Genomic DNA, 13,576 nt, shown 5'->3' with positions numbered 1-13,576 from the left:
CGGCCATTCCCGTACGACTCGAACGGAGTTCCGTCTTGCCTTCCCGCACGCATGCCCGCCGGCTCGGCACGCTCGCCGTCCTCGCCGGCGCCGGCGTGGTCGCGTTCGCGACCGCCGCGTCCGCGCACGTCACCGTCAACCCGAAGACCGCCGAGCAGGGCTCCTACGCCAAGGTCTCGTTCCGGGTGCCGAACGAGGAGGACAACGCCGACACCACCAAGCTCGTCGTGAACCTCCCGACCGACCACCCGCTCGCGTCGGTGTCGGTGCGTCCCGTCCCCGGCTGGACGGCCAAGGTCGTGACGTCCACCCTGCCGAAGCCGATCAAGACCGAGGGCGGCGAGCTCACCAAGGCCGTCACGCAGATCACCTGGTCCGGCGGCAAGATCGAGCCCGGCCAGTTCCAGGAGTTCGACGTCTCGCTCGGCCCGCTGCCGACCGACACCGACACGATGATGTTCAAGGCCGACCAGACCTACTCCGACGGCCAGGTCGTCAAGTGGGAGCAGGACCCGGGCGACGGCACCAGCGAGCCCGAGCACCCGGCGCCCACCCTGAAGCTGACGCCCAAGGGGTCCGGCGACGCCGCCACCGCCGGGCTCACCGCCCAGTCGAAGCCGGCCGCCGCGAAGACCGAGGCGAGCTCCGACGACGGCACCGCGCGCGTCCTCGGCGGCGTTGGTATCGGCGTCGGCGTGATCGGCATCGCGGTCGGCGGCTACGGCCTGTCCCGCGCGCGGAGCCGGGCGTGAGCCGGGCCGTCCGGCGCACCGCCGCCGGCGCCGCCGCGGCCTTCGCCGCCTTGGCGCTCGCCGCGCCGCCCGCGTCCGCGCACACGTCGCTGACCGGCGCGAAACCGGCCGCGAACGCGACGATCGCGCCGCCCACCCAGATCGTCCTGACCTACGCCGACCCGGTGCAGCTGCCGCAGGTCGTGCTGACGGACGCGAAGGGCGGGCGGCACGAGGCGGGCAAGGCCCAGGCGGTGGACAACAAGGTCACCGAGGCGGTGAAGGGCACGCTGCCGAACGGGGTGTACACGGTCGGCTGGCGCGTCGTGTCGCCGGACGGCCACCCGATCAGCGGTACCTACACGTTCACCGTCACCGGGTCCACCGGCGCCGGCGCCGGGGCCGCCGGGGGCGCGCCCGCCGCGTCCGCGCCCGCGGCGAAGGCGTCCGGGAACGGCTCCGGCGGCTCGTCCGGCTGGCTGTGGATCGGCCTGGCCGCCGCCGTCGTCGCGCTCGCGGGCGGCGGGTTCGCCTGGTACCGGCGCGGCTCGGGGGCGTCCCCGAACGAGTGATCATGAAGTCTTCCGGTCGGGTGATTACGTTGTTACATTGATTACCCGACCGGAGGATCATTCATGGGGGCCCCGATGATCGTCGAGTACATCCGCTACCGGATCGACCGGGCGCGGGCGGAGGAGTTCGAGGCCGCCTACGCCCGCGCCGCCGTCCCACTCGCCGCCGCCCCGCAGTGCGTCGACTACGAGCTGTCCCGCTGCGTCGACGAACCCGAGTGCTACATCCTGCGGATCCGCTGGACGTCCGCCGGCGACCACTCCCAGGGCTTCCGCTCCGGCGAGCACTTCCCCGCCTTCTTCGCCGAGATCAAGCCGTACGTCCAGCAGATCGAGGAGATGCGGCACTACGAGGCGACGCCCGTCCACGGCAAGGGATCGTCCGTCCCCACCATGTACGACTGGGCGGGCGGCGCCGACGCCCTGCAGCGCCTCACCGAGGTCTTCTACACCACCGTCCTCAAGGACGACCTGCTCCGCCCCCTCTTCGAGCACATGGCGCCGGACCACCCGAAGTGGGTCGCGACCTGGCTCGGCGAGGTGTTCCGCGGCCCCGAGCGCTACAGCCGGGAGCGCGGCGGCTACCACCACATGGTCCGCCGGCACCTCGGCAAGGCGATCACCGAGGCGCAGCGCCGCCGCTGGGTGAGCCTGCTCATGGACGCCGCCGACGACGTCGGCCTGCCCGCCGACCCCGAGTTCCGCGCCGCGTTCGCGTCCTACATCGAGTGGGGCACCCGCATCGCGCTGGCGAACTCCCAGCCGGGCGCGTCCCCGCCCCTCGAAGCCCCCATGCCCCACTGGAGCTGGGGCGAAGCCCCGCCCTACACCCCCACCAAATAGCCGTTACCGCTCCGCCATCTCGCGCAGCCGCCGCGCCGCCTCAGCTGCCCGACCACCGCGCTCCGGTCCGGCGAGGATCGCACCCGCCAGCGCCTTCAACGCCTCCTCCGGCACCGGTGCCCGCCGCCGGGCATCGAACAGCACGACGTCGATGAGCCCCTCGTCCCCCTGGACCTCGAGGCGCGCGACCCGCGGAGCCGTCACGATCCCGGCGCCGCGGGCCGGCGGGTGCGGCACGTCCTCCACCACGACATGCCGCACGGTCGAGAGATCGCAGCTTCGCACCCCGTACTCCAGATGAGCGTGCAGCACCGTCCCGTCCAGCCACACCCGCGGATGGGCGAACCAGTGGCGCACGCCGAAGAGCGCCGAGACGAGGCCGATGGCCACGATCAGCGCGACGATGCCGGCCGCGTCGGCGAGACCCGCCACGGAATCGCTCCCCATCCGGCCGGCCTCGACGAGGAGGCCCGCGCCCAAGGACGCCACCACGAGCGGACCGAGAGCCAGCCCGAGGACGGCACCCGCTTTCCGGGCGCCCGTGAGGCCGCTCAGCACGACGACGATCTCCGGATCCACGGCGCCCCCTTTTAGCGGGAGGCCAGGGCGATCACCGCCTCCTGCGCCTCGGCCAGCGATTGTGCCGCCATTTCCCGGAAACGCGCCAGGTGCGGGACGAGGTCGGCGAGGGTCATTTCCGCATTGACGAAGGCCACGCCGTCGTCGGCGATGCCGAGATTGCCGAAATAGGCGCGCAGGTACGGCTCCTGGAAGTCGGATCCCTCCCGCGGCGTGCCGGGGCCGTACGCCCCGCCGCGCGCCGTCACGACGACGACCCGCGTCCCGCGCAGGAGGCTCCGGCCGCTGTCCGGGTCGGTGTACGCGCCGGGAAAGGTGATCCGGTCGATCCACGCCTTGAGCGACGCGGGGACCGAGAAGTTGTACATCGGGGCGCCGATCAGCACGGTCCCGGCGTCGAGGACCTGCTCGATCAGCGGCCGGGTCAGCGCCCATTCCCGCTCCTCGGCGGCGTCCTCGATGAGCGCGTCGACTTTCGCGGGCGGGACGTAGCCGTTCCTCTCGACGCGGCGCCCGAGCGCGCAATAGGCCGCCGAGATCGGCGGCACCGGATCGGCGACGAGATCGCGGTACCGGTGGCCGGACGTCCCGTGCCGTTCCCGCCACGCGTCCGCGAACCGCGCGGACAGGCGCCGGGTGATGGAATCGCCGGAGTGGCTGGAGTCCAGGTGCAGCAGCGAGGTGACCTGGTCGTGGGCCGATAGCATGGCGGAGCGCGTCTCCTTCGCTCTCGTGTCGTCCTTGTTCCCACACCTATGACGACCCGCGCCAACGAAAGGGGACCGATGGACGAGCAGGTGCTGGCGGAGCGGTTCGACGAGTGCCGCGGCCACCTGCGGGCGGTCGCGTACCGGATGCTCGGCTCGCTGGACGAGGCCGACGACGCGGTCCAGGAGACGTGGCTGCGGGCGTCCCGCGCGGGCGCCGGGGACGTCGCGAACCTGGCCGGCTGGCTGACCACGATCGCCGGGCGGATCTGCCTCGACATGCTGCGGGCGCGGCGGCGGCGCGACGAGGACCCCGCGGGCCTCGACGGCCTCGCCGCATTGGAGCGGGCGGACGGCCGCGACCCCGAGGAGGAGGCGGTGCTCGCCGACTCGGTCGGGCTGGCGATGCTGGTCGTCCTCGACCGGCTCGGCCCCGCGGAACGCGTCGCGTTCGTGCTGCACGACCTGTTCGCGGTGCCGTTCGCGGAGATCGCCGGGATCGTCGAGCGGACCCCGGAGACGACGAAGAAGCTGGCGAGCCGGGCCCGGCAGCGCGTCCAGGGGTCGCCGTCGGTGCCCGCCGCCGACCTCGCGCGGCAGCGGGAGGCGGTGTCGGCATTCCTCGCCGCGTCCCGCTCCGGCGACATGGACGCGCTGCTCGCGGTGCTCGCGCCGGACGCGTTCCGGCGCGCCGAGGGGGCGGCGGAGGTCCGGGGCGCCCGCCGCATCGCCGGGGAGACCCTCGCCAACCCCGTCCGGGCCCGGAACGCCCGTCTCGCCCTGGTGGACGGGCGGGTCGGCGTCGTCGTCGCTCCCCGCGGCCGCCTGGCGGCCGTCCTTCAGGTCGCGGTGGAGGACGGCCGCATCGCCAGCTTCACCGTGGTCACCGACCCCGCCCGCCTAGACCGCGTCCGCCTCGCCCTCCTGCACTGACTTGCGGACGAGGAGGTGGCCCTGGCGGTGGCGCTCGCCTTCGGCGGGCTCGCGGCGCTGCCGTGCGACCTCGGTGAAGCCGGCCTCGGCCGTCAGGCCGGCGAGGGTGTCGATGGGCCAGCGGGTCGCCGGGGCCACCTTGTGGTCGAACGGGACGGGCTCGCCGGTGTCGGAGACGAAGAAGCCGAGCAGCAGGTGGCCGCCGGGCGCCAGCATCCGGTGGAACGCGGCGAGCAGCCCCGGGACGTCCTGCACCGGCGCGTGGATGATCGAGTACCAGGCGAGGACGCCGCCGAGCGCGCCGTCCGCGACGTCCACCTCGGTCATCGGAGCGTGGTCGAACCGGACGCCCGGGTGCGCCGCGCGGGCGATCCGGATCATCTCGGCGGACACGTCGGCGCCGAACGCGTCGCAGCCGAGCGAGCGCAGGTGGGCGGTGAGGTGCCCGGGGCCGCAGCCGAGGTCGGCGACCGGCCCGGCGTCCCGGGCGAGCCGCCCGAACGCGTTGATCATGCCGAGGTCGAACGGCATGTCGAGGTAGGCGGTGCTGAACAGGTCGGCGTACAGGTCCGCGACGGAGTCGTAGCCGGCGCGGGTCTCGTCCAGGTGGGAGGCGGTCATGGACGACGACCCTACGGCGGCCGCACCGGCTGGTGACCGCGTACGGCGGGCGCGGTCCGCCTTCGCCGCCGAGGGGTAGGACTACCCCCGTTCGGGGGTGGCGTGGGTCACTCCGGATGTTCGACCATGCCCCTGACCAGGTGTCCGTGCGGCTACGAGGAGAGACCATGCCCGCAGTCGAGTTCCGCGCGGCGCGCGACTTCCTGCTCGCGCATCGCGACGACTACGCGACCGCGTACGAGAAGTTCCGCTGGCCGGTGCTGACCGGGTTCAACTGGGCGCTCGACTGGTTCGACAGGATCGCCGAGGGGAACGACTCGCCGGCGCTGTGGATCGTCCAGGAGGACGGCGCGGAGGAGCGGTACTCGTTCGCGGAGATGGCGCGGCGGTCGAACCAGGTCGCGAACCTGCTGCGCGGGGCGGGGGTGCGGCGCGGCGACCGGATCGTGCTGATGCTCGGGAACCAGGTCGAGCTGTGGGAGACGGTCCTCGCGGCGATGAAGCTCGGCGCGGTGCTGATCCCGTGTACGCCGCTGCTCGGCCCGGCCGATCTCCAGGACCGGCTGACGCGGGGACGGGCCCGCCATGTGGTGACGGGCTCGTCCGACACGGGCAAGTTCGCCGGTCTGGACGGGGAGTTCACCCGGATCGCAGTCGGCGAGCCGGTCGAGGGGTGGCTGCGGTACGCCGACGCGTACGAGGGAAGCGACGTGTTCTCCCAGTACGGGATGACGATGTCGTCGGACACGCTGCTGCTGTACTTCACGTCCGGGACGACGGCGCAGCCGAAGCTGGTCGAGCACACGCACGCGTCGTACCCGGCGGGGCACCTGTCGACGATGTACTGGCTGGGGCTGCGGCCCGGGGACGTCCACCTGAACATCTCGTCGCCGGGGTGGGCGAAGCACGCGTGGAGCAACATCTTCGCGCCGTGGAACGCCGAGGCGTGCGTGTTCATCTTCAACTACACGCGGTTCGACGCCGAGAAGCTGCTGGACGCGATGGAGCGGTGCGGCGTGACGAGCTTCTGCGCGCCGCCGACGGTGTGGCGGATGCTGATCCAGTCCGATCTCGGCCGGCTGCCGACGCCGCCGCGCGAGGTGGTCGCGGCGGGTGAGCCGCTGAACCCCGAGGTCATCCAGCGGGTGAAGGACGCGTGGGGCCGGACGATCCGGGACGGGTTCGGGCAGACGGAGACGACCGTCCAGATCGCGAACACGCCGGGCCAGAGCGTCAAGCCGGGCTCGATGGGGCGTCCCGTGCCGGGCTACAAGGTCGCGCTGATCGACCCGGTGTCCGGGGAGCCGGGCGAGGAGGGCGAGATCTGCCTCGACCTGGAGGACCGTCCGCTCGGGCTGATGACCGGCTACCACGGCGACGAGGCGCGCACCGAGGAGGCGATGGCGGGCGGCTTCTACCACACCGGCGACATCGGCTCCCGCGACGAGGACGGATACATCACCTATGTCGGGCGCGCCGACGATGTGTTCAAGGCGTCCGACTACAAGATCTCCCCGTTCGAGCTGGAGAGCGTGCTGATCGAGCACGCGGCGGTGGCGGAGGCGGCGGTGGTGCCGTCGCCGGACCCGGTGCGGCTCGCGGTGCCGAAGGCGTACGTGACCCTCGCGGCGGGCTGGGAGCCGACCGCGGCGACCGCGAAGGCGATCTTCGAGCACAGCCGGGCGCAGCTGTCCCCGTACAAGCGGCTGCGGCTGCTGGAGTTCGGCGAGCTGCCGAAGACGATCTCCGGGAAGATCCGCCGGGTGGAGCTGCGGACGGCGGAGATCGGCAAGCATCCGGGCGCGGACGACCGGCCGCCCGGCGAGTTCCGTGAGGAGGACCTGCGATGACGCTGTCCTACGCGTCGGGCGTCTCGGCGACGCCGCTGCTCGGCGACACGATCGGCGCGAACCTGGACCGGACGGTGGCGGCGTTCGCCGACCGCGAGGCCCTCGTGGAGATGGCGACGGGCCGCCGCTGGACCTACGACCAGTTCGCCGCCGACGCCGACGCGGTCGCGCTCGGCCTGCGCGACCTCGGGGTGACGAAGGGCGACCGGGTCGGGATCTGGGCGCCGAACTGCGCGGAGTGGATGCTCGTCCAGTACGCGACGGCGAAGCTCGGCGCGATCCTCGTGAACATCAACCCGGCGTACCGGGTGCACGAGCTGGAGTTCGTGCTGAACCAGGCGGGGATCCGCACGCTCGTCGCGGCGCCGTCGTTCAAGACGTCCGACTACGCGGCGATGATCGAGGAGGTGCGGCCGCGCTGCGCCGCGCTGGCCGACGTGGTCCTCATCGGGACGGACGCGTGGGACGCGCTGGTGGAGGCGGGACGGGCCGGCGACCGGCACCTGCTGCACGGCATCGGCGAGGGCCTCGGCGCGGACGACCCGATCAACATCCAGTACACGTCCGGGACGACGGGGTTCCCGAAGGGCGCGACGCTGTCGCACCACAACATCCTCAACAACGGGTTCTTCGTCGGCGAGCTGTGCGGCTACGACGAGGAGGACCGGGTCTGCGTGCCGGTGCCGTTCTACCACTGCTTCGGCATGGTGATGGGGAACCTCGCGGCGACCAGCCACGGCGCGTGCATCGTGATCCCGGCGCCCGCGTTCGACCCGAAGGCGACCCTGGACGCGGTGGCGGCGGAGCGCTGCACGTCGCTGTACGGGGTGCCGACGATGTTCATCGCGGTGCTGAACGAGCCGTCCGCCGACACCCTGGACCTGTCGAGCCTGCGCACCGGGATCATGGCGGGGTCGCCGTGCCCGGTGGAGGTGATGAAGCAGGTCATCGACCGGCTCGGGATGGCGGAGGTCGCGATCTGCTACGGCATGACGGAGACGTCGCCGGTGTCGACGCAGACCCGCGCGGGCGACTCGCTCGACCGCCGCGTCTCCACCGTCGGGACGGTCATGCCGCACCTGGAGATCAAGGTCATCGACCCGGAGACGGGCGTCACCGTCCCGCGCGGCACGCCCGGCGAGTTCTGCACGCGCGGCTACTCGGTGATGCTCGGCTACTGGGAGGAGCCGGACAAGACGGCCGAGGCGATCGACGCGGCCCGCTGGATGCACACCGGCGACCTCGCCGTCATGGACGACGAGGGCTACGTCAACATCACCGGCCGGATCAAGGACATGGTGATCCGCGGCGGCGAGAACGTGTACCCGCGCGAGATCGAGGAGTTCCTCTACACCCATCCCGACATCGTGGACGCGCAGGTCATCGGCGTCCCGGACGAAAAGTACGGCGAGGAGCTGATGGCGTGGGTGCGGCTGCGCGAGGGCGCGCCGGAGCTCACCGCCGAGGCGCTCCGGGAGTTCTGCCACGGAAAGCTCGCGCACTTCAAGATCCCCCGGTACGTGCACGTCGTGGACGAGTTCCCGATGACCGTCACCGGGAAGATCCGCAAGGTGCAGATGCGGGCCGAGGCCGTGGACATCCTCGGGCTCGGCGACGCGGCCGCCGCGAAGCACGCCTGAGTTTCCGGACGCGTGACCTTCCGTGATCGGCCGCGCGCGGGCATGCTGGTCGGCATGGGCGACGACGCCGGGGCGGTCCGGTCGGCGGTGCTGACGCTGCACCGCACGACCGGCCTGCCCATGGTGTTCGGCGGCGCGCTCAGCGGCCGGGACCGGATGCGCATCACCGAGCTGGTCGGCAACACCACCGACTCGCTGAACGGCCTCGTCGTCCGGCACGGCAACGGGCTCGGCGGCAAGTCGATGGCGACGGGCCGGCCGATGTGGGTGAGCAACTACCCGTGCGCGGCGTCGATCAGCCACGACTACGACAAGCCGGTCGGCCGCGAGGGGCTGCTGTCGATCGTGGCGGTGCCGGTGGTGGTGCGGCGGCGCGTCCGCGCCGTGCTGTACGGGGCGCTGCGCGAGCCGCTGTCGCTCGCGGACCGGATCGTCGGCGCGGCGGTGCAGGCGGCCCGCGACCTGGAGCAGGACCTCGCCGTCCGGGACCGGGCCGACGAGGCGCTGGCGTGGCGCCCGCCGGGGACGCCGGACGCGGCGGCGCGGTGGGAGGAGGTCCGCGCGGTGCACGCCGAGCTGCGGGCGCTCGCCGAGCAGGTGGCGGACGCGCCGACCCGCGACCGGCTCCGCGCGATGACGCTGCGGCTCGCCGCCGCCGGGCTGGACCCGGACGCGGCGGAGCCGGCGGCGGCGCCGCGCCCGGTGCTGTCGCCGCGCGAGGTGGACGTGCTGTCGTACGTGGCGATCGGCTGCACGAACGCGGAGGCCGCGGCGCGTCTCGGGCTGCTGCCGGAGACGGTGAAGAGCTACCTGCGGTCGGCGATGCGCAAGCTCGACGCGCACACCCGGCTGGAGGCGGTGACGTCGGCGCGCCGCGCCGGGCTGCTGCCCTGACCGCCGGGCCGGGCCTGCTCGCGGCGGGCGGCGAGCCATCCGGCGAGCCCGGCGGCGCACGCGGCGAGCGCGGTGCCCGCGAACGCGGCCGTCACGACGGTGAACGCGTGCCGGGGCGGGCCGCCGAGGCCGAGGTAGAGGGTGCCGAAGACGGCGACGCCCGCGACGGCCGACAGCTGCGAGTTGGTGTTGAGGACGCCGCTGAGGTCGGGGGCGAGCCGCGCCGGGACGTCCGCGGTGGCGCGCCCGAGCTGGGACGCGAAGCCGAGGCCGAGCCCGAGGCCGCCGAAGCCGAGCAGCACGGCGAGGAGCGCGCCGTCCGCGTGGGACAGGCCGGTGGCCAGGTACGCGGCGGCGAGGATCAGGTAGCCGGCGACGGGGGCGTGCGCGGCGACGCGGGCGGGGAGGCGCGGCAGCAGCGGTCCCGCGACGCCGAACGCGGCGACCCACGACACGAGCACCAGCCCGGAGAACGTCGCGCTCTTCCCGAGGCCCTGCTGCAGGTAGAGCGCGAGGGTGAACAGCATCCCGAAATAGGTGGACGTCGCGAGCGCGATCGACCCGAGCGACCAGGCGACGACAGGCCGGGCGAGCACGCCCAGGTTGACCAGCGGCGTCCCGCCGCGCGCCGCGACGTTCCGCTGCCGGCGGACGAACAGCGCCAGCACGGGGACGCTCGCGGCCAGGCAGATCCACGTCCAGGCGGGCCAGCCCGCCTCCCGTCCGAAGATCAGCGGGACGATCGCCAGCGGCACGCCCGCCGACAGCAGCGCGACGCCGCCGAGGTCGAGCCGGCCGCCGCCGTGCCCGGCGTCCCTGGGCAGGACGCGGACCCCTGCGGCGAGGAGCGCGATCCCCGCCGGCACGTTCACCAGGAAGACGGGCCGCCAGCCGAGCCCGAACAGGTCGGCGGAGACCATCACTCCTCCTAGGACCTGCCCCGCGACGGCGCCGCCGGACAGCGCCATCACCAGCATCCCCTGCGCGCGCGCCCGCGCCTTACCGGTGAAGTGGATCTGGATGCCGGACAGCACCTGCGGCACCATCAGCGCGCCCGCCGCACCTTGGACGAGCCGCGCCGCCGCCAGCGCCCCGGTGACGGGCGCGAGGCCGCACGCCAGCGACGCGGCGGTGAAGGCGGCGAGGCCGAGCAGGAACATCCGCCGGTGGCCGCGCGCCTGGCCGAGCCGCGCGCCGGTGACCAGCAGCACCGCGTAGGTCAGCGTGTACCCGGACACGACCAGCTCCAGCGCGCCGCCGGACGGGTGCAGGTCGTCCTGGACGGACGGGGCCGCCACGTTCACGATCGCGGTGTCGACGTTCACCAGGAACTGGCCGAGCATCAGCACCGCGAGCATCCCGCGCGGGGGCCGGGCGCCGTCGTCTGTGGGAGTCATGGCGGATCAACCCCGCGCGCGCACGGCCCGTTGCAGGGCGCCCGGTGCGGGGCGCGCGCCCGATGCAGGGCGCATGGCCTGTTGCGGGGCGGGCGGGGCCGGCGATCGGCCCGGCGACGGGGTCAGCCTTCGTGGTGCGGCGGCGGCACGCGTCGTCCAGTGCAGATCGGCCCCCGTGGCGCACTGCCTGGACGTAGCGACATCACCGCGCACCGGCTGCGCCGGGCCCTGATCGCTCGGCCGTCCCGCCGTACGCGCCGGCGGAGACGTCCGGCCCCCGATGTGCAGGGAAAACCGTAACATCCCCGCGAACACGATTGTTCGTGAAAGCCTCATCTACTGGGCGGAAACCGGGCGAACGGCTAGCGTTTGCGGCGTGAGGTCGGGCGGTGCGGGCGCGAGGTCGGGCGGCGCGGGATCGGAATACGGCGCGGGATCGGACTCCGGTGCGGGATCGGACTCCGGCGGCGCGGGGGGCGGGTCGCTGCCGCGCGGGCGGCACCATCTGAGCCGCGAGCAGGTCAGGGCGTCCCAGCGGGCCCGGCTGCTGGAGGGCATGACGGCGGCGGTCGGCGAGCGGGGCTACGCCCGCACGACGGTCGCGGACGTGCTGAAACGCGCGCACGTGTCGCGCGAGACGTTCTACGAGCACTTCGCCGACAAGCAGGAGTGCTTCATGTCGGCGTACGAACACGCCGCCGACCGCATCCTGGGCGTCGTGAACGAGGCGCTGAGCGCGCGCGACGAGCCGGTGATGGGCCGCCTAGAGCGCGCGCTGCGCGCCTACCTGCGCGAGCTGGCGGCGGACGCGGCGGCGGCCCGCACGTTCCTGCTGGAGGTCTACGCGGCGGGCCCCGCCGCCGCCGCGCTGCGGTTCCGGGTGCAGCGCCGCTTCACCGAGGTCGTGGACGGCCTGCTGGCCGAGGACGAGCGGTTCCGCGCGCTGCCCGACCCGGAGTTCGCCTGCCGGATGCTCATCGGCGGCATCGCGTCGCTGGTCACCGGCCGGGTCGCGCTGGGCGAGCACGCGACCCTCCCGTCCCTCTGCACGCCGATCCTCAAGCACGTCGCCTCCCTCCTCGACCGCTGACCCGCGGTCAGCAGCAGGCTCGGTCAGCAGCAGGCCCGGTTAGCAGCAGGCCCGGTTAGCAGCAGGCCCGGCCAGAAGCGGCGCGGTCAGAAGTAGGTGCGGATGTAGCCGGTCACGGCGGGGTGGTCGGCGTCCGCGTCGTCGACGACCGGGATGAGCGTCCACTTGTCGAGCGCGGTGCAGGGGTGCGACAGGCCCAGCCGGACGATGTCGCCGGGCTCGACGGACGCGTCCCGCAGGTAGGCGTGCTGGTCGTTCAGCGCGGTGACGCGCGCGCCCTCGACCGGCGCGGCGCCCTTCCCGCGGACGAGCTGCGGCCGCGGCAGGCCCGCGTCGAACGGGACGTCGCGGCGCCCCACGTCCAGCAGCGCGAGCGCGGGCTCCGGCGCGGACACGACCCGGCCCCACGCGTGCATGGCCGGGCGCAGCCGCTCGCCGCCCGCGCCGGCGCCCCGGCCGAACGGCGTGATGTCCTGGTAGAAGCCGTCGTCGTGGACGACGTACGCGCCGGACCGCAGCACCACCTGCGCGTCGAGCCCGCCGAGCACCTCGGCGACCTGGTCGAAGAACGCGCTGCCGCCGGCCGTGACGACCGGCTCGCCGGTCTCGTACTCCAGCCGCCCGTGCAGGTTCGCGAGCCGCCGCAGGTAGGCGTCGACGGCGGCGAGGCCCTCCTCGGACGCGTCGTGCGCGAGCGCGCCCTCGTAGCCGCCGATCCCGGCGAGCCGCAGCGACGGCGCCGCGCGGATCGCGTCGGCGACGGCCCGCGCGTCGCCGTCGTCGCGGACGCCGGTCCGGCCGTTGGGGCCGCCGAGCTCGACGCACACGTCGACCCGCCGCTGCGCCCGCGCGGCGCGCAGCGCCCCGTCCATCAGCTCGACGGACCGCACCGAGTCGGCCCAGCAGACGAACGCGAACTCGGGGTCGCCGTCCAGCTCGCCCACAAGCCAGGCGAGGCCGGCGGGGTCGAGCGGCGCGCCCGCGAGCAGCAGGCGGCGGACGCCGAACGCGCGCGCGACGCGCAGCTGCGGGAACGTCGCGAGCGTGATGCCCCAGGCGCCGGCGTCGAGCTGCCGGCGCCATAGCTCGGGGGCCATCGTCGTCTTACCGTGCGGTGCCAGTTCCATACCGGCGGCGCTCACCCAGTCCGCCATCAACCGGACGTTGTGGTCGAGCGCACCGGCGTCGAGGGTCAGCAGCGGCGTGCCGAAGTCGTCCAGCGGCAGCCGCGCGTCCCGCGCCTGCGCGACCGTCATCCCCTGCGCGGACGCCGGGATCGCCTTGAACCGCCAGTCGAGCGGCTCCCCGTCCAGCGCGTCCAGAGCCTTCGCGTCGATCCCCGTCACCGGCATGCCCTCCCCTGTCGCCTCCGCCCGCAATGATCCTTCCCCGTGCCGCGCGGGCCGACCCCCGCCCCGCGCGGCGGCTCCGGCGGTCCGGGGCCGCGGGTACGCTGCGCTCCGGCATCGGCCGCCGGGAGGAGGGAACCCGATGAGCCAGAGCCTCGGGCGCGGGCTGAGCATCCTGATCGAGCTCGGCGACGGCCCGCACAACCTGGACGAGCTGGCCGGCAAGCTCGGCGTCCACAAGACGACCGTCCTGCGGCTGCTGCGCACGCTGGAGGCCGAGCGGTTCGTGCGCCGCGACGAGCACCACCGCTTCCACCTCGGCGCGCGCCTCGCCGCGCTCGCCGACACCCTCGGCCGCGCCGACGCCGGC

At 73.9% G+C, this 13,576-nt stretch carries 14 protein-coding genes; 9 read left to right on the top strand and 5 right to left on the bottom strand.

Annotated elements, in window-relative coordinates; genetic code table 11:
* Positions 1-35 precede the first annotated feature (35 nt).
* From F9B16_RS13990 to F9B16_RS13980, 3 genes are all read left to right on the top strand, one after another.
* Complete coding sequence (locus F9B16_RS13990; RefSeq protein ID WP_151540474.1) at positions 36-752, top strand: YcnI family copper-binding membrane protein; 717 nt, start codon at positions 36-38, stop codon at positions 750-752.
* A complete protein-coding gene (locus F9B16_RS13985; protein ID WP_225991613.1) occupies positions 749-1,303 on the top strand; it encodes a copper resistance CopC family protein in 555 nt (184 codons plus the stop codon). Before F9B16_RS13990 ends, F9B16_RS13985 begins: the two co-directional genes overlap by 4 nt.
* Positions 1,304-1,366: 63 nt before the next feature.
* Positions 1,367-2,146, top strand: a complete 780-nt coding sequence (locus F9B16_RS13980; RefSeq protein ID WP_225991612.1) for a group II truncated hemoglobin — start codon at positions 1,367-1,369, stop codon at positions 2,144-2,146.
* A gap of 3 nt (positions 2,147-2,149) precedes the next feature.
* Here F9B16_RS13980 and F9B16_RS13975 read toward each other — a convergent pair whose 3' ends face one another.
* The gene (locus tag F9B16_RS13975) at positions 2,150-2,725 is read right to left on the bottom strand and encodes a hypothetical protein (protein ID WP_151540473.1); all 576 of its coding nucleotides are present in this window, start codon (positions 2,723-2,725) and stop codon (positions 2,150-2,152) included.
* Between the two features lie 11 nt (positions 2,726-2,736).
* On the bottom strand, positions 2,737-3,432 hold the full coding sequence (locus tag F9B16_RS13970) for an FMN-dependent NADH-azoreductase (RefSeq protein ID WP_151540472.1): 696 nt from the start codon (positions 3,430-3,432) through the stop codon (positions 2,737-2,739).
* Positions 3,433-3,510: 78 nt separating this feature from the next.
* On the opposite strand from F9B16_RS13970, the gene F9B16_RS13965 reads away from it, so the two are divergent.
* Positions 3,511-4,365, top strand: a complete 855-nt coding sequence (locus tag F9B16_RS13965) for a sigma-70 family RNA polymerase sigma factor (protein WP_151540471.1) — start codon at positions 3,511-3,513, stop codon at positions 4,363-4,365.
* On the opposite strand, the gene F9B16_RS13960 is transcribed toward F9B16_RS13965, so the two are convergent.
* The gene (locus F9B16_RS13960; protein ID WP_151540470.1) at positions 4,333-4,986 is read right to left on the bottom strand and encodes a class I SAM-dependent methyltransferase; all 654 of its coding nucleotides are present in this window, start codon (positions 4,984-4,986) and stop codon (positions 4,333-4,335) included. The two genes, F9B16_RS13965 and F9B16_RS13960, sit on opposite strands and share 33 nt — an antisense overlap.
* A gap of 167 nt (positions 4,987-5,153) precedes the next feature.
* Between F9B16_RS13960 and F9B16_RS13955 the strand changes: the two genes are divergently transcribed.
* The 3 genes from F9B16_RS13955 to F9B16_RS13945 are packed head-to-tail and all read left to right on the top strand — an operon-like array spanning position 5,154 to position 9,370.
* Positions 5,154-6,836 carry an AMP-binding protein gene (locus F9B16_RS13955; RefSeq protein ID WP_151540469.1) on the top strand — a complete coding sequence of 561 codons (1,683 nt, stop codon included), beginning with the start codon at positions 5,154-5,156 and terminating at the stop codon, positions 6,834-6,836.
* Entirely contained in the window at positions 6,833-8,476 is a 1,644-nt protein-coding gene (locus tag F9B16_RS13950; protein ID WP_151540468.1) for an AMP-binding protein, read from the top strand. The genes F9B16_RS13955 and F9B16_RS13950 overlap by 4 nt, the downstream gene beginning before the upstream one ends.
* 12 nt (positions 8,477-8,488) lie before the next feature.
* Positions 8,489-9,370, top strand: coding sequence for a helix-turn-helix transcriptional regulator (locus tag F9B16_RS13945; protein WP_318839232.1), 882 nt, complete (start codon positions 8,489-8,491; stop codon positions 9,368-9,370).
* Here F9B16_RS13945 and F9B16_RS13940 read toward each other — a convergent pair.
* Positions 9,283-10,767: an MFS transporter gene (locus F9B16_RS13940; RefSeq protein ID WP_151540467.1), complete on the bottom strand. Its 1,485-nt coding sequence runs from the start codon at positions 10,765-10,767 to the stop codon at positions 9,283-9,285. The genes F9B16_RS13945 and F9B16_RS13940 overlap by 88 nt on opposite strands.
* A gap of 376 nt (positions 10,768-11,143) precedes the next feature.
* Here F9B16_RS13940 and F9B16_RS13930 point away from each other — a divergent pair, with 376 nt between their 5' ends.
* On the top strand, positions 11,144-11,857 hold the full coding sequence (locus F9B16_RS13930; protein WP_192808780.1) for a TetR/AcrR family transcriptional regulator: 714 nt from the start codon (positions 11,144-11,146) through the stop codon (positions 11,855-11,857).
* 86 nt (positions 11,858-11,943) lie between these two features.
* Here F9B16_RS13930 and F9B16_RS13925 read toward each other — a convergent pair whose 3' ends face one another.
* Complete coding sequence (locus F9B16_RS13925; RefSeq protein WP_151540464.1) at positions 11,944-13,209, bottom strand: alanine racemase; 1,266 nt, start codon at positions 13,207-13,209, stop codon at positions 11,944-11,946.
* A 139-nt stretch (positions 13,210-13,348) separates the two neighbouring features.
* Here F9B16_RS13925 and F9B16_RS13920 point away from each other — a divergent pair.
* The coding region (locus F9B16_RS13920) for a helix-turn-helix domain-containing protein (protein ID WP_151540463.1) at positions 13,349-13,576 on the top strand (228 nt) is incomplete at its 3' end.

This window comes from Actinomadura montaniterrae (assembly GCF_008923365.1).
Classification (GTDB): Bacteria; Actinomycetota; Actinomycetes; order Streptosporangiales; family Streptosporangiaceae; genus Spirillospora; species Spirillospora montaniterrae.
Note: the sequence above shows the minus strand (reverse complement) of the source record. Positions and strands in the feature narration are given on the sequence as shown.